Below are 20,671 nucleotides of genomic sequence, written 5' to 3' on the forward strand. Positions count from 1 at the left end.
ATCCGTGACCGTCGACCTCACGTCGCGGCGGCGTCGCCTCAAGCGCCTCGCCCTCGCGGCCACCGCGTCCGCCCTCGCCCTCACGCTCGCCGCGTGCTCGTCCGGCGGCGACGCCTCGCCCGGATCGTCCTCGGACACCGGCACCTACACGCTCGGACTCCAGGAGCCCGACAGCACGATCAACCCGCTCACCACCTCGGACTACAACGCGATGTTCATCGTGGGGTTGGCGTCCGAGGGCCTGCTCAGCCAGGACGCGAAGGGCAAGCTCGAGGGCCGTCTGGCCGACTCGTGGAAGGCGTCGTCCGACGGACGCACCTGGACGGTGCAGCTCCGCGACGACCTGCAGTTCTCCGACGGTGCCGCGCTCACGAGCAAGGACGTCGTCGCGACGTTCGACTCGATCATCGGCAAGGACAGCCAGTCGCCCGGCAAGTCGAGCTTCGACGGCATCCTGCAGTCGGTCGCCGCCGACGGTGCCTCGACCATCGACTTCACGCTCGCCAAACCGTACGCCGACTTCCCCTACCTGCTCACGGGCTCGAACACGACCATCCAGCCGGCCGGCTTCGACGCCGGCGCGAACTGGGCCAAGCAGCCCGTCGGCGCCGGACAGTTCGTGCTGACGAAGTACTCGGCCGGCCAGGGCGCCACGTTCACGAAGAACCCGGACTACTGGGACGCGAAGGACGTGGAGCTGCAGCAGGTCGACGTGAAGTTCTACGCCGACGACCAGGCCCAGCTGCTCGCGTTCCAGAGCGGGGAGATCGACCAGATCGCCGCCAGCCCCACCGCGACGTCGACACTGCAGGCCTCGGACTACACCGAGACCGAACCGTACTTCAACAAGTTCGACGGCATCTTCCTCGACGTCACCAAGGCGCCCTTCGACGACCCGAAGGTCCGTGAGGCCTTCGCCCTCGCGCTCGACCGCGAGGAGATCGTCAAGACGGTCTACGGCGGAGCAGCCGAGGTCGGCAACGACACCACGTTCTTCCCGAGTTCGGCGATCCAGCCGAAGGGACTCGAGCAGCGCGAGCAGGACAAGGCGAAGGTCGCGGACCTGCTCGGCGGCAGGACGGTCTCGTTCGAGATCACGACGCTCGACGCCGAGAAGGCCCTCGCCCAGGTGGTGCAGCAGCAGCTCGAGGCGGTCGGCGGGTTCGACGTCACCCTCAAGGTGCTGACGAGCGCGCAGTACTACGCCGACGGCGACGACACCCCGTGGCTGAACGCCCCGGTGACGATCACCAACTGGGCGCAGCGCCTGCCCGCGCAGTACGTCGACCTGATCTACCGCGACGGCGCCGTCTGGAACGCCTCGAAGTACTCGAGCCCGGAGCTCGAGCAGCTGACCGACCGGTACGAGTCGACGACCGACGAGTCGGAGCGGCAGGACCTGGCGAACCAGATCGCCGAGATCGAGTGGACCGACCTGCCCGTGATCGTCCCTGCGTTCGCGTCGAGCAGCATCCTGCTGCAGAAGCGCGTCACGGGCACCTTCCGGTCGGGGCAGGACTTCCCGGGCGGGTTCGACTTCCGGGGCATCGGGGTCACCGCGTCATGAGCACCGCGCGCCGCCGTCGTCTGCTGACCCTGGTCGGGCAACGGGTCGTCCAGATCCCGCTCGTCCTGGTCGTGGTCTCCGTCCTGACGTTCTGGCTGGTCCAGGTCGTGCCGGGGGACCCGGGCCGGAACGCCCTCGGGCAGTACGCGACGGCGGCGCAGGTGCGCGCGTGGAACGTCGACCACGGGCTCGACGGGTCCCTCGTCAGCCGGTACCTGCACTGGATCGGCGGGTTCGTCACGGGGGACTGGGGCACGAGCTTCGTCTACTCCGAGCCGGTCCGCGACCTGGTGCTCGGCCGTCTCGGCAACTCCCTGCTGCTCGGCGCGTACGCGTTCGTCATCATGGTGCCGGTCGCGATCACGCTCGGTGCCGTGCAGGCGTACCGGCAGGGTCGCCGCTCCGACCGGGCCGTCACGGTCGGGCTGCTGACGATCTCGGCGGTGCCGGAGTTCGTCGTCGGGATCGTGCTGCTGCTCGTCTTCGCGGTCTGGCTGCGGGTGGTGCCGGTGCAGGCGTCCGGTGCGCTCGACGCCGGGTTCGGCGAGCGGCTCCGGGTGCTCACGCTGCCCGCCGTGGTGCTCGCCCTGGCGTACCTCGCCGTCCTGACCCGGATGGTGCGTGCGGGGACGATCGAGACGATCCGGTCGCAGTTCCACCGCACCGCCGTGCTCAAGGGCCTGACCACCGGCCAGGTCGTCCGCCGGCACGTCGTCCGCAACGCGCTCATCCCGACGTTCTCGGTGCTCGGCATCTACCTCGGCACCCTGCTCGGCGGCAGCGTCATCGTCGAGACCCTGTTCTCCTACCCGGGCCTCGGCGCGCTGCTCGTGTCGGCCGCCGAACGCAAGGACGCCCTGCTGCTCGAGAGCGGGGTGATGCTCGCCGGGGCGCTCTCGCTCGGCGCGCTCCTGCTCACCGACCTGCTGTTCGTGGTGGTCGATCCCCGGATCCGCTTCGAACGGGTGGCCACCGCATGACCGCCGTCGTCCCCGGCGCCGTCGAGACCGACGGGGTCGCCGGTCGTCCGTCGGCGTCGATCACCACGGGCACCGCACGGGTCACCCGCCGCGGGTGGCGCGGACTCCTCCGGCGTCCCACGTTCCTGGTCTCCGTGGCGATCCTGCTCTGGTGGGTCGTCCTGGCCGTGGGCTGGCACCTGCTCGGCCTGCAGCCCTTCGCCCGCACCGGCGAGCTCCTGCAGGCGCCGAGCGCTGCGCACTGGTTCGGCACCGACTCGCTCGGCCGTGACGTCTTCGCCCGCGTCGCCGCCGGGGCACGGCCGGCGCTCGTCATCGGCCCGTTCGGCGCGGCGCTGGCGACCGTCGTCGGCGGCACCCTCGGCCTGCTCGCCGGCTACCACCGCGGCTGGGTCGACACCGCCCTGATGCGGTTCTTCGACGTGCTGCTCGCGTTGCCCAGCCTGATCTTCCTGGTCGTGCTCGTCGGTGCGTTCGGGGTGTCGACGCCCGCGCTCGTCCTCATCGTCGGCGTGCTCTTCGCGCCGGGCATCGCGCGGATCGTCCGGGCCGCGGTGCTCGTCGAGATGGGCAAGTCCTACGTCCAGGCCGCACGGCTGCAGGGTGAGAGCGCCGTCCGGGCGATGGTCACCGAGTTGCTGCCGAACGTGATCGGGGTCTTCGTGATCCAGGCGGTCCTGAGCCTCGGTGCCGCGATCTTCATCACCGCGTCGCTGTCGTTCCTCGGGCTCGGTTCGCAACCACCGGCCGCCGACTGGGGGCTCGACATCAACGCGAACCGCGCCTACCTGCAGGCCGCGTGGTGGACGGTCGTGTTCCCGGGTGTCGCCGTGGCGTCGATCGTCGTGTCCGCGAACCTGATCGCCGACAACCTCAAGGAGGTCTCCGAGTGACCGAGCAGACCGGCACGAGCCAGCAGCCCCGGACCACCGGCACGACCGACGCACTGGTCCGCGTCGAGGGGCTCACCGTGTCGTACCGCGGCACCCGGGTGGTCGACGACGTCGCGTTCGTGATCGAGCCCGGTGGCTCGTACGGGCTCGTGGGCGAGTCCGGCTCCGGCAAGAGCACCGTCGCCGGCACGCTGACGGCGTCGCTCGGCCCGGACGCCGCCGTCGGGTCGTCGGCGCTGGTCGTCGACGGCGTCGACGTCGCGTCCCTGCGCGGTGAGCGCCTCCGGCGGTTCCGGCGCGACGTCGTGGCGGTCGTCCACCAGGAACCCGGCCTCGCCCTCAACCCGACGATGACGGTCGGACGCCAGGTCGCCGAGGTCCTGCGCGCCACGGGCTCCGGCCGCGCGACTGCGGACACCGCGACGATCGAGGCGTTCACCCGGGTCGGGCTGCCGTCGCCGACGACGATCGGGGTCCGGTACCCGCACGAGCTGTCCGGCGGTCAGCAGCAGCGCGTCGCGATCGCGATGGCCCTGGTGGCCCGTCCGCGCCTGCTCGTGCTCGACGAACCCACCACCGGCCTGGACAGCACGGTCGAGGCGGGCATCATGGCGCTCATCGACGAGCTCCGGACCGAGATCGGCTTCGCGACCCTGCTCATCAGCCACAACCTGCCGCTGGTCGCGGCGCACTGCGGACGGGTCGGGGTGCTCCGCCACGGGGTGCTCGTCGAGGAGGGCACCGCGACCCAGGTGCTGCTCCACCCCACGGAGCCGTACACGAAGCAGCTCGTCGACGCCCTGCCCGACATCACGACGGGCAAGGCAGGAACGGCGGGCAAGGCGGGAACGACGGGCAAGGCGGGAACGACGGGCACGACCGCCGAGACCGCGCAGCACGACGTCCTCGCGACGATCAGGGGCCTCCGCAAGGAGTACGACGGCGCCGTCGCCCTCGACGGCATCGACCTCGAGCTGCGCCGCGGTGAGGTGCTGGGCGTCGTGGGGGAGTCCGGCTCCGGCAAGACGACCTTCGGCCGAGCACTCGCCGGACTGGTCCGACACGACGGCACGATCACGCTGGACGCCGGCGACCGGACGCCGACCGGCACCCCACCCGTGCAGGTCGTGTTCCAGAACGCGGACGCCTCGCTCAACCCGCGACGGACGGTCCGACAGGTGCTTGGACGGGCGATCCGGCTGCTGCACGGCGACGGCACCGCCGAGCAGCTCGCGGCGCGGGTCGGGCTGCCCGCCGACGTCCTCGACCGCCGGCCGGCCCAGCTGTCCGGCGGGCAGAAGCAGCGCGTCGCCATCGCCCGGGCGTTCGCCGGACCGGTGCCGCTGGTGGTGTGCGACGAACCCACGTCGGCCCTCGACGTCTCGGTGCAGGCGCGGATCCTCGACCTGGTGCTCGACCTGCAGCGCACCACCGGCACGACCTGCGTGTTCATCTCGCACGACCTCGCCGTCGTGCGCCGGGTCGCCGACCGCATCGCGGTCTTCGACGGCGGTCGTGTCGTCGACGTGGGCCCCGCGGAGCGGCTGTTCGACGCGGGCGCGCACCCGCGCACCCGCGAGCTCGTCGCGGCCGCGCTCGACCTGCGCCGGCGCGCCGGTCTGGTGGCTCCCGCGGCCTGAGCGGGGCCCTGGACCTGCGTACAGGAGACGGGAGGCCCGTGGCGGGTCTGCCACGGGCCTCCCGTCCGCCTGTCGGTCGCGTTCCGTGCCGCGGACGCTGAGCGTTCCGCGCTACTTCGCGAGGAACGCCAGCACCACGCGGTTCCACTCGTCCGGGTGGCTGACGTTGACGCCGTGCGGGCCGCCGGCCACGACGTGCAGCTCGGAGCCGGCGATCGCGGCGTGCGTGCGGGCACCCGAGCCGTCGAACGGCACGGTCGCGTCTCCGTCACCGTGGATGACGAGCGTCGGCACGGTGACCTTCGGCAGGTCGTCACGGAAGTCGGTGTTCGCGAAGGACGCCATCGCCTCGAGCGCGGCGGTCTTCGACGCCTGCTTCGCGAGCGTGAGTGCCTGCTGCCGGTCCTCCTCGGAGACGACCAGGGTGCCGTCCACCGAGAAGAAGTCGGTCGTGAACTGGTCGTAGAACGCGTCCTCGTCCTTCGTCAGGCCCGCGGTCATCTCGGCCGCCTGCTCCTTCGGCAGCGGGCCGTCCGGGTTGTCCGAAGTCTGCAGCAGGTACGGCGGCACGGCCGAGGCGAAGACGACGCTGTGCAGCCGCTCGGTGCCGTACTTCGAGAAGTAGCGGGCGACCTCGCCGCCGCCCATCGAGAAGCCGACGAGGGTGACGTCCTGCAGGTCGAGCTCGGTGAGGATCGTGTGCAGGTCCTCGGTGAGGTGGTCGTAGTCGTAGCCGGTCTTCGGCTTGTCGCTGCGACCGAAGCCGCGACGGTCGTAGGTGACGACGCGGTGTCCGGCGTCGACGAACGCCGGGACCTGCTTGCTCCAGGACTCGCCGGACAGCGGCCAGCCGTGGATCAGGACGACGGTGCGGCCGGAGCCGCCGGTGTCGTCGACGTGCAGGTTCGTGTCCTTGAAGAGCCCGTGGTGGGCGGTGATCTCGGTCAAGAGTCGCTTCCTTCCCGCGCCGCACGGGTCGCGGCACGCACCTCGTTGCTACCAGCGGGATCCCGAGCGACAGCGCGGATTGGACAGACCCCTCGGCGCCGTCTCTGGCGTCGGTGTCTGTGACGCGCGCGGCGACCACGGCCTACTGTCCAGCAGGATCAGGGAACCGTCACCGCGGCGGATGCCCCTCGTCACGAGGGAGCACCGATGAAGTACGTCAACTACGCGGGGACCGTCCGGGTCCTGACCGGTGACACGGTCGCCGACGCGGTGATCCGGTACGCGGCCGCCCTGCACCAGAGCCGGTTGAGCGACGTCGTGTCGGTCCCGACGACCGACGAGTTCGGCGCGGCCAGCACGGTGGAGCTGCTCCTCGCACCAGCGGTGGCGGTCGCCCTGGAGCCGGCGCCGGACGACGACCTGGAACCCGAGAGTGGGGCGTTCCTGGCCGAGCTGAGCCGACGGACCGAGGCGGTCCTGGCGGTCGACGCCAGCAGGTTCCCGACCGACCTCGGGCGGTGAGCGCGGTGCGCGCGGTGAGCGCGGTGGGCGCTGTGCGCGCGGTGCGTGTCGCTCCGACCGCGCTGCGGTCAGGCGACCGGTCCGTCGCCCGTCAGGTCCGAGCGGGTGTCGGCGTGGATCGTCTCAGGGTGGTCGAACGTCTGCGCTGCAGCACGCAGGCGTTCCACGAACTCACCGTTCTCGACCTCGAGCTCGTCCTCGTCCGCGTCGGCGACGACGATCTCGCTCGACGGGCCGATGAGGATCTTCGTGGTCGTCATCGTGCCGTCCTCCGCCACCGTCGGGACCGCGATCGCGTCGGCGCGACTGCCGCCGGCGAGCGCCGCGGCGTACTCGATCACGGCGTCGGCGACGTCGTCGCTCGTCAGGAACGTGGAGCGGTCGTACTGGATGTACTTCATGTCGCATCAGTCAAACGCGCGGATGCTGGTCGTCGTCCAGGAAACCCGGCGCGTCGTGCGTTGCGCGGATGCCGACATGTCGCGAGGATCATCACGTGCCCGAGATGATGCACCGCACGCAGCGGGAGATCAGGACAGACGAGCCGTCGGTCGCGGCCGAGGCACTGTCGGTGACCCACGTGACCCACGGACTCACCGTCGAGGCGACCGGAGAGGGCTTCGTCTTCGAGGAGCGCGTGCGGGGCACCGCCCTGCTCTCCCTCGAGTCGACGCGGTGCACGGGTGCCCTGAGCGGCGCGGTCGAGCCCGGGCGGGCGATGATGATCGTCTGGGTGAAGGCCGGTTCGGCGCAGGTCGACGACAACCCGGTGCAGATCGGCCGCCCCGTGCTCTACCGACAGGACCCGCAGCGGTTCCGGTGGGTGGACTTCCAGCACGACGTGCTGCGCATCGACCGGTCGATCGTCGAACAGGTCGCCGCCGAGCGCGGTGACTGGGCGCCGGGTCCGCTGGAGTTCCGTCCCCGACACGTGCCAGAGGGTGCGCCGCTCGCCGCCTGGTGGCTCATGGTCCGGTCGGTCGCGCAGGAGGTCCTGCAGGGTCCGACGGACGTGCCGCTCGAGCGGGAGCGCGAGCTCGCCCGGTTCGCGGCCGGCGGCTTGCTGACCGCGATCCCGCACTGGCCGGTGGGGCAGCACGAGCCGGTGATGGCGTCGACCGCGCGCTTCGCCCGTGCCGAGACGTTCCTGCTCGACCACGCGACCGAGCAGATCAGCGTCAACGACGTCGCCGAGGCCGCGGGGCTGAGTGTCCGAGGCGTGCAGGCGGCGTTCCAGCGGCACCACGGCATCACGCCGACGATGTACCTGCGTCGGATCCGGCTCCTGCTCGCTCGGGAACAGCTCGAGGCCGGCGACGACCGCAGCGTCGCCGAGATCGCCCGGGCGACGGGGTTCGCGCACCTGGGCCGGTTCGCGGGGAGCTACCGGCAGGAGTTCGGGGAGCTGCCGCGGCAGACGGCGCTGGCGGCGCGGGAGTAGCGGTCCGACGTTCCGTCAGCCGCCGGTCGGCGGTCGGCGGTCGGTCGTTGTCGACGGTCGGCGGTCGGTGGTCGGTCGTTGTCGACCGCTCCGCGCCGGCTCATCCGTCGGGCGTCAGAGCCGTCCGAGGCCGTCGCCGACCAGGACCGCGCCGACGAGCACGAGGACGACGACGGTCACGGCGCGCGAGTTGTGCCGCAGCCAGGTGCGGAACCGCTCCAGGTCCGCGCGGGCCGGCTCCCCACCGACCAGCGCGAAGACGATCGGCCCCGTCACCGTGGCCGTCATCAGCAGGGTGCTCGCCCCGACGAGGACGGTCGACGGCACCGCCGGCAGCTCAGCCGGGGCGAGCACGATGCCGACGCCGGACGCCAGCAGCAGGGCCTTCGGACGCAGCGCGAGCACGGCGCCCACGGCGAGCGCGACGGCGGGTCGGACGGTGCCGACCGCCGCCGTCAGGAGTGCGCTCGTCCGGCTCGGTCCCGCTGCGGCGGGGCGCCGGAACACGACCCCCGCGGCGACGACCGAGACGACCCCGAGCAGGCACTCGCCCAGGCCGAGGCCCGGTGACGCCGTCGCCGGCAGGTCCACGACGAGGACACGGCCGAGCAGCGCCGTCGCGGCGACCGTGACGACGAAGACCCCGGTCACCGAGCCGACGGCGAACAGGACGGCCGGACCGAGGCCGCGACCGCCGAGCAGCAGGGTGAGCACCGCGGCGATGGGGACGGAGCTCAGCGCACCGGCGATGGCGAGGGGCAGCAGCTGGCCGATCACGGCGAGCACGGTGCCGGTCAGACCCCTCGGTCGTCCTCGTCGACCCGGCGGACGACACGCTGTCCGGTCACGGGGTCGATCTCGGTGACGACGCTCGTCGTGGCACGGCGCGGGCGGAGCCGGAGGACGATCCCCAGCACGAGGACCAGGAAGCCGGCGACCATCAGGATGTAGCCGATGAGCTGGATGTCGATGCCGACGACCGTGAAGTCGAACGCGAACGCCATGATCGCGCCGACGACGAGCAGGAAGATCCCACCGCCGATGCTCACGGTGTCACCGCGGGTCGTGCTGTCACGGGGTTCATGGACGCAACGATCAACGGCCGGTGCCGGCGGTGCATCACCCGCCTCGGGTGATCTGCGGAGGCGTGCCAGATCACCCGCTCAGGGTGGTGCCCGACCGGTTCCGCCGCGGCTACACCTGGTGCCATGACCACAGGGGAGGCACCGTGACCACCTTCACGTACGGCCCGGCCGAGGTGTTCGTCGTCTCGTTCCGAGGCGAGCTGCCCGACGACGCCGTGCTCGGCGCGCTCGTCGACCTGACGGACGCCGAGACGGTCCGGGTCCTCGACCTGCTGCTCATCAGCCGGGCCGAGGACGGCACCGTCAACGTCCGCGAGGTCGACGACGTGACCAGGACCGGCACGTCCGGCTCGGTCGCCCTCGAAGCCCGCGGCCTGGCCGCCAACGACGACGTCGACCAGGTCGCGGACACGCTCGCGCCCGGGACCTCGGCCGCGATCGTCGTGATCGAGCAGCTCTGGGCCAAGGACCTGGCGGAGCGGTTCGCCGACAGCGGGGGCCAGCTGCTCTGGAGCGCACGCGTCCCCGCACCGGAACTCAACGACCTCGCCGCTTCGGCGCACATCGGGTAGGAGACACCATGCCGTTCCGACGATTCGGCCGACCCGGCCTGCTCGGGCTCGCTGCACGGACCGCGGTCGTGGCCGGGACCGCGTCGGCGGTCGGCGGTGCGGTGCGCGGGCACGAGGAGCGTGCGGCAGAGGACCGCGCCGCAGAGGAGCGGGTGGCAGCGGAACGCGCCGCAGCGGAACGCTCCGTGGCGGACGTCCCCGCCGCTCCCGACCTGCTGAGCGAGCTCGAGCGACTCGGCCGGCTCCGGCAGCAGGGCCTCCTGTCCGACGACGAGTTCGCCGCCGCCAAGCAGCGCCTCATCGGCGGGTGACGGACACCGACCACCTGCAGCACGACCGTTCGACAACCACGAGGAAAGGGAACCCCCATGGCCACCACGACCACGACCACCGCCACCGACTCGACCGTCGGTGTCTTCGCCACGAGTGACGAGGCCCTCGGCGCCGCCAAGGCGCTCAAGGACGCCGGGTACGGCGACGACGTCGTCTCGATCGTCGGCAAGGGCGTCAAGGACGAGAAGAAGGTGCACGGCTGGATCCCGGTCGGCAACGAGGCCGGCACGTTCGGCGGGTGGGGTGCCCTGTGGGGCGCGCTCACCGGTTGGCTGCTGCTCGGGTTCGTCTGGCTCCCGGGCATCGGGTGGGTCGCTGCCGCCGGGTGGCTGGCCAGCACGCTCGTCGGAGCCGGCATCGGTGCGGGTCTCGGCGCACTCATCGGCCTGGCCGTCCCCGAGGACGAGATCCCGCAGTACGAGGACGACCTGAAGGCCGACCGGTACCTCGTGATCGTGCACGGTGACGGCGAGACCGTCGACGCCGCCCACCGCATCCTCGACGGCGCCGGCCCGGTCCGGGTCAGCCGCTACTCCGAGTGACGACCACCACCAACGGAAGGAAACGATCATGGCAGACCTCATCGTGATCTCGTTCGACGACGACGCCAGTGCCGTCGCCGCCTACGAGGAAGTCCAGCAGCTACAGAGCGACCTCGTCGTCGAGCTGTCCGGCCTCGCGCTCGTCCGCGTCGACGACAAGGGCAAGACGCACGTCGAGACCCCTGGTCCGGCGGGCAACGTCGGGGCCGGTGCCGCCGGAGGTGCCCTGTTCGGCACCCTCCTCGGACTCCTGTTCTTCGTGCCGTTCTTCGGACTGGTGATCGGCGGTGCGCTCGGCGCGCTGTTCGCCGGGCTCGACAAGACCGGGCTGAACGCCGAGTTCCGCGACCGGGTGAAGAGCGCCGTCGCGGACGGTCGTTCCGCGGTCGTCATCTACGCCACGAAGATCACCGAGGACAAGTTCGGTGCAGCCCTCTCCCGCTTCGGCGGGACCATCGTGCAGACCTCGTTGTCGGCAGACGACGAACACGAGCTCGCGCACGACATGACCGGCGCGCGCTGAGCGTGCGCCCCGGGCGACGCGCCGCCGACACCTGACGTCGGCGGCGCGTCGCCACCCCCCCCCACCGTGGAAGGACCGGGCTCATGGGTGCGCTCATCGTCGGACTCATCGCGCCGGCGCTCGGGATCCTGCTCAGCCCACTGGCGATCATGGCCCTGGTGGCCGAGCTGCTCTCGCGGCGGTACCGCGCCAACGGCCTCGCGTTCTTCATCGGCTGGTTGCTCGCCACCGTCGTCGTCGTGGGGGTCTCCGTCGCGGTGTTCACCGCGATCGACTTCTACCCCCGGACCGACACCCCGCTCTGGACGGCCGTGGTCCGGCTGGTCATCGCACTCGGGCTGATCGCCGCCGCGGTCTGGGTGTTCCGGCGCGGCGGCCGTGACCTGCGGAAGATGTCCGAGGCGTCGACGCCAGAGCAGGTCGCGGCAGCCGCACCACAGCTGCCCGGCTGGCTGCAGAAGGTCAGCGAGTTCACGCCGGCGCGGTCCCTCGCACTCGGGTTCGGCATCTTCGCCGTCAACCCCGTCGACGCCTCGTGCGCGATCATCGCCGGCATCGACATCGCGGGCGCTCCGGTGACCGCCGGGCAGGGCGCCGCCGTGGCGATCGCCTTCGTCGCCGTCGGGGTCGCACCGATCGCCGTCCCGGTGTTCTTCGTGCTCGCGCGTGGGGACGCTGCGGCACCGCTCCTCGAGCGCCTGCGCACCTGGATCGCCGGCCACACCAACGTGCTCAACGCGGCGCTCATCCTGGTCATCGGTGTGCTGCAGCTGCAGAAGGCCGTCTCCGCCCTGATCTCCTGACGTTCGCCGCTCCCGGGAAGGACCGCAGCCCATGACCACCACCGAGGACGAACTCGCCGCACTCCGCGCCGAGAACGAGCGCCTGCGCATCCGGCTCGCCGGGCAGGACTCCGACGACATGACGGTCCACCGCCGCGGGTGGGGCTGGGCGATCCCGTCCGCCGCACTGATCGTCGTCGGGGCGCTGCTCGCACCGGTGGTGGTGATCACCACCTGGGCACAGCGCGAGGTCACCTCGACCGAGGCCTTCGTGGCGACGTTCGCGCCGCTCGCCCGCGACCGGGCGGTCCAGACGCTGGTCGCGGACCGCACGGTCGGCGCGATCGAGGACCAACTGGACGTCGCCGGGCTGACGGGAGCGCTCTTCGACGGCATCCGCGGGCTGGACCTGCCACCCCGGGCCAAGACCGCGCTCTCGGCGCTCGAGGCACCGGCGACCGCCGGCATCCAGGACCTGGTCTCCGGCACCGTGGACCGGTTCGTGGCGTCCGATCAGTTCGCCGACCTGTGGAAGCAACTGCTCCGCACCGGGCACACCCAGATGGTGGCGTCGCTCAGCGGCGACCGACGGGCAGCGGTCGCGATCGGGGCGGACGGGTCGATCGGCATCCAGCTCGGGCCGGTGGTCGCCGAGGTCAAGGAGCGGCTCGTCGACCGGGGGCTCACCTTCGCCGAACGGATCCCCGCGGTCGACCGGACCATCGTCATCGCGACGTCCGACGCGGCGGTCCGGGCGCAGACCGGGTACACCCTGCTGCAGGTGTCCGCCGTGTGGCTGCCGTGGCTCCTGGTCGCCTGCATCGCCGTCGGCGTCGTCATGGCCAGACGTCGGGCCCGGGCGCTCACCCTCGCCGCGGTCGGCGTCGCCCTCGCCATGCTCGCCACGCTCGCCGGGATCGGGATCGGACGGGTGTTCGCGGTGCGGGCGCTGGCGCCGGACCTCATGCCACGCAACGCAGCTCGAGCCGTCTACGACACCGTGGTCGCCTTCGCCGCGCACGCCGCCGTGGCCGGCGCGGTCCTCGCGGCGTGCGTGGCCCTCGTCGCGTGGTTCGCCGGCTCGTCCGACACGGCCCGACGTCTCCGGCACCTCGCCGTCCGCGGTGCCGGGGCACTCCGCCGCCGCGGCGACGCCCTCGGCATCGGCACCGGGCGGGTCGGGGTGCAGCTGTACCGGGGCAGGGTCGTCATCCGCACCCTCGTCGCGCTCGGTGCGGCCACCGTCATCGTGCTCAGCCGCCCGCTCGAGCCGGCGCTCGTCGTGTGGACCCTGGTCGGCGCGCTCGCCCTCGTCGCCGTGCTCGAGGTCCTCCAGCGTCCGGAGGGGGCTCGCGGCGATGCCGGGGTCTCACCCGGAACTGACGATCCCGTCGGTTCCGCAGCGCACTAGCGTCCGAGCACGGCATCCGGGGACCGGGGCCGCGAGGGAGACGAGGCCCCGATGTCACTCTGGAAGCGCCGACCGCACCGACCGCACCGACCGCGCCGACCCGCCGATCCGACGACGCCGAGTCACGTCGGTCCCGACGCCGGTCCCGACGCCGCGCCGGCAGCCACGGTCGGGTCGGGTCGTGGGCTGCGCATCATGCTCGGTCTCGCCGCAGCGGTCGTCATCGCCGTCGGCTGCTCCCGGTTCGCCGGCATCATCGCTCCCACGGCGCTCGCCCTCGTCGTCACCATCTGCGTCCAGCCGGCCCGGGTGTTCCTCGAACGACTCGGCCTCGCCCGGAGCCTCGCCTCGACGGTCGTCATCGTGGTGATCCTGGTGCTGCTGGTGGGGTTCTCGCTGGCGCTCGTGCTCTCGGTCGCACAGTTCGCCACGCTGTTCCCGCAGTACGCCGACCAGATGCACGCGGTGGAGGACCAACTCGGGCAGTGGTTGACGTCGCTCGGCGTCGGGCAGCAGGAAGTGCAGAGACTGCTGGCGGGGCTCAGCCCCGGCACCGTCATCGGCGCGGTGTCGGACCTGGTCGGCAGCGTCTTCGGCCTCGGCGTCGGCCTGGTCGTCGTCCTCGCGCTGATCGTCTTCATGACCCTCGACGCCGGGTGGGGGCGACTCATCGCCGACCGGCTCCGGCCGGTCCGTCCCCAGCTCGTCGAGGCGCTCACCGGGTTCACCGTCAGTGTCCGCCGGTACATGGTCGTGACGGCCGTCCTCGGCGCCGCGGTCTCCGCGCTCGACGCCCTCGCGCTGGTCCTGCTCGGGGTCCCCGGTGCGGCGCTCTGGGGCCTGCTGGCCTTCATCACCGGCTTCATCCCGAACATCGGGTACTGGATCGGCATCATCCCGCCCGTCATCCTCGCCCTGCTCGCGAACGGCTGGCAGAACGCGATCGTCGTCATCGTCGTCTACGCCGTGATCAACGGGGTCATCCAGTCCGGCCTGCAGCCGCACATCGTCGGGTCGGCGGTGTCCCTCAACCAGACCATCGCGTTCCTGTCCGTCGTCTTCTGGTCGGCCGTGCTCGGGCCGATGGGCGCCGTCCTCGCCATCCCGCTGACCCTGCTGGTCCGCGCGGTCCTGGTCGACGCGAACCCGGACGCGCGGTGGATGCGCCCGGTCCTCGGCGACGTGACCGGCCTCGGGCCCCCCACTGGGCGGACGGACCGCCGCACACCGACCGCTCCCGGCGGAACCACGACGACGAAGGGCACCCCGTGAACACCGCTCCGCTCATCGGCGAGCTCCTGCCGCAGGCCGTGACCATCGCGATCAGCCCGATCCCGATCATCGCCGCGATCCTGATGCTGCTCGCGCCGCGCGCCAGGTCGGTCGCGACGGCGTTCCTGGTCGGCTGGGTCGTCGGCATCGCGGTGGCCGTCGTGGTCGTCACCCTGCTGTCGTCCCTGATCCCGGCCGGTGACCCCGACGCGTCGCAACCCGTCGCCGGTGCCGTGAAGCTGGTGCTCGGCGTGCTGCTCGTGCTGCTCGCCGTGCGGCAGTGGCGGGCACGGCCGGCCCCTGGCACCACGGCGACGCCCCCGAAGTGGATGTCCGCGATCGACTCGATGACACCGGTGCGCGCCGCCGGACTGGCCTTCCTGCTCGCCGCCGTCAACCCGAAGAACCTCATGATGGCCGTGGCGGCCGGCGTCACCGTCGGTACCAGCGGCGCGGACACCGGGTCGGTCGTCTGGGCGCTCGTCGTGTTCGTCGTCCTCGCCTCGCTGAGCATCGCCGTCCCCGTCGTCGGCTACCTGGTCGCCCGCACCCGGGTGCAGGGAGCGCTCGGGGCGCTGCGCGACTGGCTCACCGCCAACAACGCCACGATCATGGCGGTCCTGCTGCTCGTCATCGGTGTGACGACCATCGGCAAGGGCCTCGGTGCGTTCTGATGCGCATCCTGGCCGGGCTCGACCGTCACTCGTGGCGCACGGAGGCCCTCTCCGGCGTGACCCTCGCAGCGATCGCCATCCCGCTGAACATCGGGTACGCGCAGATCGCCGGTCTGCCACCGACCGCCGGGCTGTACTCCCTGATCGTGCCGGCGGTGCTGTTCGCCCTGCTCGCGTCGAGTCGACAGCTGGTGGCGTCGCCCGACGCCGCGGCGGCCGCGCTCGTCGGATCCTCGCTCGCCGGGCTCGCGGCGACGGGCAGCGCGTCGTACGTCCAGCTCGCACTGGCGCAGGCACTCGTCGGCGCCGTCGTGTTCGCCCTGTGCGCCGTCCTGAAGCTGGGGTTCCTGGCGAACTTCCTGTCCGCGCCGATCCTGGTCGGGTTCGTGGGCGGGCTCGCGCTCGACATCCTGCTCAGCCAGGTGGCGAAGATGCTCGGGGTCAAGGTGAACAGCGGTAACGAGTTCCTCCCGCGGTTCGGGGAACTCGTCACCGGGCTCGGACACCTCAACGTGTGGTCGGTGTGCCTGTCCGTCGGGTCCGTGGCCGTGCTGGTCATCGGCCGTCGGTTCCGAGCGATCCCGTGGGCACTCGTCGTGCTCGTCCTGACGACCGTCGTCCTGATCGTGTTCCGGCTGGACGACGCCGGCGTGGCAGTGCTCGGCGAAGTGCCCGCCGGACCACCGACCCTGACGTGGCCGCAGATCTCGTGGCACCAGTGGGTCCAGGTCATCCCGAGCGCCGTCGCCCTGACCCTCGTCGCGATGGCCGAGGGGCTGCTCGTGGCCCGCCGGTACGCCGAAGCGCACGACTACACGGACCGGGCGAACCGCGACCTCTGGGCGTTCGGTGCAGCGAACCTCGGCTCCGGCCTCACCGGCGGGTTCACGGTCGGTTCGTCGGCCTCGCGGACGGCGGCCATGGACCAGAGCGGGTCCAGGACCCAGCTGCCGTCGCTGATCGCCGCGGTGCTCACCCTGCTCGTCGTCTGCTTCGGCACCGCGCTGCTGGAGGACATCCCCTCGCCGGCGATCGGCGCGATCGTCGCCGTCGCGGTCGTGCCGCTCCTGGGCCTCCGCGACTTCGCCCGGCTCTGGCGGCTCCGACGGTTCGAGTTCGCCGTCGCCGCCGTCTGCTTCCTCGGGGTGCTGCTGCTCGGCCCGATCATCGGCATCGCGATCGCCTTCGTCCTGTCGCTCGTCAACGTCATCCGGTCCGCCGCGAACCCGCCCGCCGACGTCCTGGTGCCGAGCGGCGACCCGGTCGACGTGTTCCGGGCTGCCCGAGACGGCAGCGTCTCGTCGGCACCCGGCGTCGTGGTCCTCCGGTTCTCCGGACCGCTCTTCTTCGGCAACGCCCAGCGCTTCGCATCGGCGGTCCGCTCCGTGCTCGCCCCTGACGACCAGGCTGTCCCGGTGCACGCCCTGGTGCTCGACTGCAGCGCGGTCACCGGGATCGACACGACCGCGGCGGACGTCGCCGGCGAGGCGCTCGACTGGGCCCGCGCCAACGGGGTCGAGGTCGGCTTCTCGCGAGCACGGGCGGCGACGCGGGCCGACCTCGAGCACTTCGACCTGGTCGGGGGCAGTCGCTTCTTCCCGAGCAACCGGGCGGCCGTCGCCGAACTCGGCCGCTGAGGCCACCGAGGCCTTCGAGGCCGCGCGTGCCCGCCGGTGGTCAGCGCAGCTGCCGGAGCTCGGCGATGTCGAGCCCGAGGTCGGCGATCCGGGCCAGCAGCCCGTGCAGCTGCGTCTGGTCGGACAGGTCGCCGACGAGCAGCGTCTCGCCGGGGCCGATCTGCACCAGCGAGAACTCCGGGAACGCGGCGACGAGGGTCTCCGACATCGCGTAGGGAAGACGCACCTCGTAGCGGCTCATCGTCGGCCTCCTGCTCGTCGTGGAGCCACGATCATCCCGCGCGGGGGCCGGTGCGGGGTTCCCCTGATCCGGGTGAGGTCTCCGTCGTGTCCGCAGCGCTTCGGAGGTCCGGCCCGAGCGCGCCGGGTCCCCGGCCGGACCGCCTCAGAGCAGGCCGCGCCGACGAGCGGCCTGCACCGCCTCGGTGCGCCCCGCGGCGGACAGCTTGCCGTAGATGCTCCGCAGGTGGGTCTTGATCGTGTTCACGCTGAGGTGGTGCTTCGCCGCGATCTCGGCGACGGTCTGGTGCGCCGGGAGCTCGAGCAACAGCTCCTGCTCCTTGGGGGTCAGCGGGACCGTGGCCTCCGGACGCTCCAGTCCGACGCCAATCCGCTCGTGTTCCGCCAGCGCGAGGACGTGGTCGGCGTACGGCTCGAGCGCCCCGTACGACCCGTGGTGCCGGAACACCAGCTGCGCGCCCGCACCCCGGCAGGCGAGGAACTCGCGGGCGTAGCCGAACTCCTCGCTGACGGCGAGCGCGCGGCGGACCCGCTCGGCCGCCTCGGCGGGCCGGCCGTGCGTGCACGCGTGCTCGGCGAGGGCGAGGTGGGCGTTCACGATGCTCGTCCCGGACCACGCCGCGTCGTCGCCGTCGACCGCTGCGGCCAGGTCGCGTTCGACGAGGTGGTCGGTCCGCCCGCCGGCCAGCAGCCGGAGCGTGTTCACCTCGAGGGAGTCGGTGCCGAGGACGTCGGCGACGATGCGGCGGACCTCGGCCGCTGCGGGTGCGCCGTGGAGCGTGCTCGACCAGGCGTGCAGGCGCGTCGCGGCCCCGGCGACCACCCGCGGGTGGTCGCGGCCGTCGAAGCGGACGAGCTGCACGAGCCGGGCGAGGGCCTCCCGCGGGGCGGGCGAGGCGTCGATCGCCGCGACGAGGAGCAGTGCGCGCACCTGGAAGAGCAGCCCGAGCTCGCTCCCGGTCGGGTCGGCCTGGTCGATGCGGTGCAACGAGGTGAACGACACCGGTTCGCAGCGCAGGTAGGCGCGTGACGTCGCGAGCAGCAGCGCGCGGGCGGTCGCGCGGTTGTAGGGCGGCGCGGTGTCGAACGGCAGTGCGCCCATCCGCGCCTCGTACTCGCAGGCCGTCCGCCAGTCGCCGGTGCGGACGGCGAGCGTCGCGGCGGTGTCGCAGGCGATGAGGAAGACCCACGAGAACCCGGCGTGCGCAGCGGCCGCCTGGATCGACCGGAGCAGTTGGTCGGCGTCGCGCCGGCGGCCGGCGACGACGAGGCACCAGGCGACCGCAGCCCGGAGCAGCAGCGCGACGTCGAGCGACTCGACGGGCGTCTGCCGCAGGTACGCGCCGAGTTCCTGCAACCGCGCCGAGGCGTCGTCGGGGTCCTCGACGGTGAACGACCGGAGCGCTTCGATGACCGGCCGCCACACCCGTGCGTCCTCGGGTGCGGCTGCAGCGAGCTGCGCGGCCGCCTGGGCGAACCGTTCCTCGGTGCCGATGCGGTCCGGGAACGACGGGGCGTCCATGCCGATGCGGATCGTGAGCGTGGCCAGTGAGTCCTGGCTCGGTGGGAGCGCTCGCAGAGCCGTCGCCACGATGGCCGCGCGGCCCTCCATGAGCAGGACACCGCCGGACCGCTCCAGCTGCCCGCGCACCGCCGACTGGTCGCGCGCGAGCAGTGCCTGTTCGAGCGCGAGGACGTGCAGGCCCCTGGACTCGTACCACCCGGCCGCCGCGACGTGGTTGCGGACCGCGCCGCACTCGTCGCGGCGACGGAACTCGGCGCGCATGAAGCCGGCGAGGATCGGGTGGAACCGGAAGCCGTCCTGGTCGGCACTCGTGGTCACGAGCACGTTCCGGGCGCTCAGCCGCTGCAGCACCGTGCCGACGTCGGCACGCCCGGTGAGCTCGACGGCGAGGGCGAGCGGGACCTCGGACCCGACGGCCGTCCGCATCAGGACGTCGCGGTGGTCGTCGTCCAGCGTGTCGAGGACCCGTGCCACCAGGTAGTCGGCGACCTGGTGCTGGTCGCCGCCGAAGTGGCGGACCGCTGCGCCGCGGTCGGATTGCTCGAGCAGGTACGGCATCGCCAGCGCGAGCCCCGCAGCCCACCCCGCCGTCCGGTGGGTGAGCGTCTCGGCATCCTGGATCGGCAGCACCAGGTCGAAGCGGAGCGCGAGGGCCAGCGTGTCCTCGACGCTGAACGCGAGGTCCTGCGTCGGGACGACGAGCCGCCCGCCTGCCGCCTGCGTGACGGCGGCGAACCCGCTCGGCTCGAAGCGTCCGGCGACGACGACGCGGGTCCGGGGACCGCACGCGCGCAGGAGCCGGATGAGCGGCGGGACACCGAGCCCGCCGAGCAGACGGTCGACGTCGTCGAGGAACAGCCACTGCTCGGTGTCGTCGTGCACGGTCTGCGGCGGGTCCTCCTGCAGCAGTGCGTCCGCGTCGAGCCACCGCACGACGACGTCGTCCGCCGTGAGGAGCTCCGCCCACGCGGCGAGCGCGGTGGACTTGCCGGCACCACCCGGCGCCCACATGGTGAGCAGGCGTCGGTCGGAGCGGCGGAACCGTCGGAGGTGGTCGAGCAGCCGCGGTCGCTCCAACGCATCGGTGGGTGGGACCGTCGTGGTCGGGTCCGACCCGACCGGCGTCCCCGTGCCGGTGCGCTGTCCGCTGCTCCTGGTCTGTTGGAAGGTGTGCATGTGAGGCCTTTCCCTGAAAAGGCTTGCGTTGCTCACGATAGGCGCGGCGGGCGGTCGAGGCGAGGGATCGTCGTGCGCGTTGAGGACATTCACCCCATCCGGGTGAGGGCGGCTGCCTCATCCGCTCCGGGTGAGGCGGCCCGCGGTCCCGACGCCCGAGGATCGGGTGCATGCAGACCCTGCTCGAGGCCGTGGACGTCGCAGGCGGTGCGTTCCTGATGGGTTCGGACCGCTACTACCCCGACGAGGGGCCGGTGCACGAACGCACGGTCGCCGCGTTCCGGATCGCCGCGCACCCCGTCACCAACGCCGAGTTCGCCGCCTTCGTGGCGGCGACCGGGTGGACGACCGAGGCCGAGCGCGCGCTCGACCCCGTGCAGTACCCCGACCTGGCGCCGGCCGACCGGGCTCCGGGGTCACTGGTGTTCGCGCCCACGACCGGACCGGTGGACCTCGGCGACTGGCGGGCCTGGTGGACCTGGTGTCCGGGTGCTGACTGGCGGCACCCGGCCGGGCCGACGTCGTCGGTGGACGGACGCGAGGAGCACCCGGTGGTCCAGGTCTCGCACGGCGATGCGGCGGCGTACGCGGCGTGGGTCGGTGGGCGACTGCCGAGCGAGGCCGAGTGGGAGTACGCGGCGCGCGCCGGCGGTGACCCGTCGTGGCCGTTCGCCTGGGGGAGGGAGGCGCACCCGGGCGGCCGGACGATGGCCAACACGTGGCACGGGGCGTTCCCGTACCGCAACACCGGGGCTGCCGGGTGGACGGGGACGTCGCCCGTGGGGTCGTTCCCCGCGAACGCGCTTGGTCTGGTGGACATGATCGGCAACGTGTGGGAGTGGACCGATTCGCGGTACACCGAGCGGCACGATCCGTCGACGACCCCGACGACCCCGACGACCCCGACG

22 protein-coding genes are annotated in these 20,671 nt (G+C 72.3%); 16 read left to right on the top strand and 6 right to left on the bottom strand.

The features are described from left to right. Positions 1 to 4: 4 nt before the first annotated feature. The 4 genes from GVL05_RS09515 to GVL05_RS09530 are packed head-to-tail and all read left to right on the top strand — an operon-like array spanning position 5 to position 5,080. Positions 5 to 1,567: an ABC transporter substrate-binding protein gene (locus GVL05_RS09515; protein WP_123292605.1), complete on the top strand. Its 1,563-nt coding sequence runs from the start codon at positions 5 to 7 to the stop codon at positions 1,565 to 1,567. Continuing rightward, positions 1,564 to 2,547: an ABC transporter permease gene (locus tag GVL05_RS09520; RefSeq protein ID WP_131878869.1), complete on the top strand. Its 984-nt coding sequence runs from the start codon at positions 1,564 to 1,566 to the stop codon at positions 2,545 to 2,547. Before GVL05_RS09515 ends, GVL05_RS09520 begins: the two co-directional genes overlap by 4 nt. Next, a complete protein-coding gene (locus GVL05_RS09525; protein WP_159573003.1) occupies positions 2,544 to 3,440 on the top strand; it encodes an ABC transporter permease in 897 nt (298 codons plus the stop codon). The genes GVL05_RS09520 and GVL05_RS09525 overlap by 4 nt, the downstream gene beginning before the upstream one ends. After that, positions 3,437 to 5,080 (top strand): ABC transporter ATP-binding protein, encoded by a 1,644-nt coding sequence (locus tag GVL05_RS09530; RefSeq protein ID WP_159573004.1) that lies wholly within the window; start codon positions 3,437 to 3,439, stop codon positions 5,078 to 5,080. The genes GVL05_RS09525 and GVL05_RS09530 overlap by 4 nt, the downstream gene beginning before the upstream one ends. A gap of 111 nt (positions 5,081 to 5,191) precedes the next feature. Here GVL05_RS09530 and GVL05_RS09535 read toward each other — a convergent pair whose 3' ends face one another. Next, positions 5,192 to 6,028, bottom strand: a complete 837-nt coding sequence (locus GVL05_RS09535) for an alpha/beta fold hydrolase (protein WP_123938231.1) — start codon at positions 6,026 to 6,028, stop codon at positions 5,192 to 5,194. Positions 6,029 to 6,235: 207 nt separating this feature from the next. Here GVL05_RS09535 and GVL05_RS09540 point away from each other — a divergent pair, with 207 nt between their 5' ends. After that, on the top strand, positions 6,236 to 6,550 hold the full coding sequence (locus GVL05_RS09540; protein WP_123938230.1) for a hypothetical protein: 315 nt from the start codon (positions 6,236 to 6,238) through the stop codon (positions 6,548 to 6,550). 68 nt (positions 6,551 to 6,618) lie between these two features. Here the strand turns inward: GVL05_RS09540 and GVL05_RS09545 are convergent, their stop codons facing one another. Beyond that, a complete protein-coding gene (locus GVL05_RS09545; protein ID WP_123938229.1) occupies positions 6,619 to 6,951 on the bottom strand; it encodes a hypothetical protein in 333 nt (110 codons plus the stop codon). A 104-nt stretch (positions 6,952 to 7,055) separates the two neighbouring features. Here GVL05_RS09545 and GVL05_RS09550 point away from each other — a divergent pair, with 104 nt between their 5' ends. Beyond that, positions 7,056 to 7,991, top strand: a complete 936-nt coding sequence (locus GVL05_RS09550; protein ID WP_235035926.1) for an AraC family transcriptional regulator — start codon at positions 7,056 to 7,058, stop codon at positions 7,989 to 7,991. Positions 7,992 to 8,105: 114 nt separating this feature from the next. Here the strand turns inward: GVL05_RS09550 and GVL05_RS09555 are convergent, their stop codons facing one another. Both GVL05_RS09555 and GVL05_RS09560 read right to left on the bottom strand, forming a co-directional pair. Beyond that, entirely contained in the window at positions 8,106 to 8,768 is a 663-nt protein-coding gene (locus GVL05_RS09555) for a GAP family protein (RefSeq protein ID WP_159573006.1), read from the bottom strand. A 17-nt stretch (positions 8,769 to 8,785) separates the two neighbouring features. Continuing rightward, on the bottom strand, positions 8,786 to 9,040 hold the full coding sequence (locus GVL05_RS09560) for a DUF6458 family protein (protein WP_123340453.1): 255 nt from the start codon (positions 9,038 to 9,040) through the stop codon (positions 8,786 to 8,788). A gap of 179 nt (positions 9,041 to 9,219) precedes the next feature. On the opposite strand from GVL05_RS09560, the gene GVL05_RS09565 reads away from it, so the two are divergent. The 9 genes from GVL05_RS09565 to GVL05_RS09605 all read left to right on the top strand — a co-directional run bounded on the left by GVL05_RS09565 (position 9,220) and on the right by GVL05_RS09605 (position 16,822). Next, positions 9,220 to 9,648 (top strand): DUF6325 family protein, encoded by a 429-nt coding sequence (locus GVL05_RS09565; RefSeq protein ID WP_131878859.1) that lies wholly within the window; start codon positions 9,220 to 9,222, stop codon positions 9,646 to 9,648. Between the two features lie 8 nt (positions 9,649 to 9,656). Further along, positions 9,657 to 9,959, top strand: a complete 303-nt coding sequence (locus GVL05_RS09570; protein WP_131878857.1) for an SHOCT domain-containing protein — start codon at positions 9,657 to 9,659, stop codon at positions 9,957 to 9,959. Between the two features lie 57 nt (positions 9,960 to 10,016). Then, positions 10,017 to 10,523: a DUF1269 domain-containing protein gene (locus GVL05_RS09575; RefSeq protein ID WP_159573007.1), complete on the top strand. Its 507-nt coding sequence runs from the start codon at positions 10,017 to 10,019 to the stop codon at positions 10,521 to 10,523. A gap of 28 nt (positions 10,524 to 10,551) precedes the next feature. Continuing rightward, a complete protein-coding gene (locus tag GVL05_RS09580; protein WP_123292617.1) occupies positions 10,552 to 11,046 on the top strand; it encodes a DUF1269 domain-containing protein in 495 nt (164 codons plus the stop codon). An 83-nt stretch (positions 11,047 to 11,129) separates the two neighbouring features. Continuing rightward, positions 11,130 to 11,849 (top strand): GAP family protein, encoded by a 720-nt coding sequence (locus GVL05_RS09585; RefSeq protein WP_159573008.1) that lies wholly within the window; start codon positions 11,130 to 11,132, stop codon positions 11,847 to 11,849. A gap of 31 nt (positions 11,850 to 11,880) precedes the next feature. Further along, positions 11,881 to 13,239 carry a hypothetical protein gene (locus GVL05_RS09590; RefSeq protein ID WP_159573009.1) on the top strand — a complete coding sequence of 453 codons (1,359 nt, stop codon included), beginning with the start codon at positions 11,881 to 11,883 and terminating at the stop codon, positions 13,237 to 13,239. Positions 13,240 to 13,290: 51 nt separating this feature from the next. Further along, on the top strand, positions 13,291 to 14,511 hold the full coding sequence (locus GVL05_RS09595; RefSeq protein WP_159573010.1) for an AI-2E family transporter: 1,221 nt from the start codon (positions 13,291 to 13,293) through the stop codon (positions 14,509 to 14,511). Then, on the top strand, positions 14,508 to 15,185 hold the full coding sequence (locus GVL05_RS09600; protein ID WP_131878849.1) for a GAP family protein: 678 nt from the start codon (positions 14,508 to 14,510) through the stop codon (positions 15,183 to 15,185). The genes GVL05_RS09595 and GVL05_RS09600 overlap by 4 nt, the downstream gene beginning before the upstream one ends. Then, entirely contained in the window at positions 15,185 to 16,822 is a 1,638-nt protein-coding gene (locus GVL05_RS09605; protein WP_235035925.1) for a SulP family inorganic anion transporter, read from the top strand. Before GVL05_RS09600 ends, GVL05_RS09605 begins: the two co-directional genes overlap by 1 nt. A gap of 40 nt (positions 16,823 to 16,862) precedes the next feature. On the opposite strand, the gene GVL05_RS09610 is transcribed toward GVL05_RS09605, so the two are convergent. Then, positions 16,863 to 17,063, bottom strand: a complete 201-nt coding sequence (locus GVL05_RS09610; protein ID WP_123292622.1) for a hypothetical protein — start codon at positions 17,061 to 17,063, stop codon at positions 16,863 to 16,865. 144 nt (positions 17,064 to 17,207) lie between these two features. Continuing rightward, positions 17,208 to 19,763, bottom strand: coding sequence for a LuxR C-terminal-related transcriptional regulator (locus GVL05_RS09615; RefSeq protein WP_159573011.1), 2,556 nt, complete (start codon positions 19,761 to 19,763; stop codon positions 17,208 to 17,210). 170 nt (positions 19,764 to 19,933) lie between these two features. Here GVL05_RS09615 and GVL05_RS09620 point away from each other — a divergent pair. Next, positions 19,934 to 20,671, top strand: a 738-nt coding sequence (locus GVL05_RS09620; RefSeq protein ID WP_159573012.1) for an SUMF1/EgtB/PvdO family nonheme iron enzyme, incomplete at its 3' end; no start/stop codon positions are given.

The sequence above is a fragment of the Curtobacterium sp. 18060 genome (assembly GCF_902706105.1).
Classification (GTDB): Bacteria; Actinomycetota; Actinomycetes; order Actinomycetales; family Microbacteriaceae; genus Curtobacterium.

Excerpts from the sequence above, each read along its gene's own strand:
- GVL05_RS09525 (WP_159573003.1), top strand. The coding sequence starts at position 2,544 with ATGACCGCCGTCGTCCCCGGCGCCGTCGAGACCGACGGGGTCGCCGGT.
- GVL05_RS09570 (WP_131878857.1), top strand. The coding sequence starts at position 9,657 with ATGCCGTTCCGACGATTCGGCCGACCCGGCCTGCTCGGGCTCGCTGCA.
- GVL05_RS09615 (WP_159573011.1), bottom strand. The coding sequence starts at position 19,763 with ATGCACACCTTCCAACAGACCAGGAGCAGCGGACAGCGCACCGGCACG.
- GVL05_RS09605 (WP_235035925.1), top strand. The coding sequence starts at position 15,185 with ATGCGCATCCTGGCCGGGCTCGACCGTCACTCGTGGCGCACGGAGGCC.
- GVL05_RS09585 (WP_159573008.1), top strand. The coding sequence starts at position 11,130 with ATGGGTGCGCTCATCGTCGGACTCATCGCGCCGGCGCTCGGGATCCTG.
- GVL05_RS09550 (WP_235035926.1), top strand. The coding sequence starts at position 7,056 with ATGATGCACCGCACGCAGCGGGAGATCAGGACAGACGAGCCGTCGGTC.
- GVL05_RS09540 (WP_123938230.1), top strand. The coding sequence starts at position 6,236 with ATGAAGTACGTCAACTACGCGGGGACCGTCCGGGTCCTGACCGGTGAC.
- GVL05_RS09545 (WP_123938229.1), bottom strand. The coding sequence starts at position 6,951 with ATGAAGTACATCCAGTACGACCGCTCCACGTTCCTGACGAGCGACGAC.
- GVL05_RS09580 (WP_123292617.1), top strand. The coding sequence starts at position 10,552 with ATGGCAGACCTCATCGTGATCTCGTTCGACGACGACGCCAGTGCCGTC.
- GVL05_RS09520 (WP_131878869.1), top strand. The coding sequence starts at position 1,564 with ATGAGCACCGCGCGCCGCCGTCGTCTGCTGACCCTGGTCGGGCAACGG.
- GVL05_RS09595 (WP_159573010.1), top strand. The coding sequence starts at position 13,291 with ATGTCACTCTGGAAGCGCCGACCGCACCGACCGCACCGACCGCGCCGA.
- GVL05_RS09575 (WP_159573007.1), top strand. The coding sequence starts at position 10,017 with ATGGCCACCACGACCACGACCACCGCCACCGACTCGACCGTCGGTGTC.
- GVL05_RS09590 (WP_159573009.1), top strand. The coding sequence starts at position 11,881 with ATGACCACCACCGAGGACGAACTCGCCGCACTCCGCGCCGAGAACGAG.
- GVL05_RS09610 (WP_123292622.1), bottom strand. The coding sequence starts at position 17,063 with ATGAGCCGCTACGAGGTGCGTCTTCCCTACGCGATGTCGGAGACCCTC.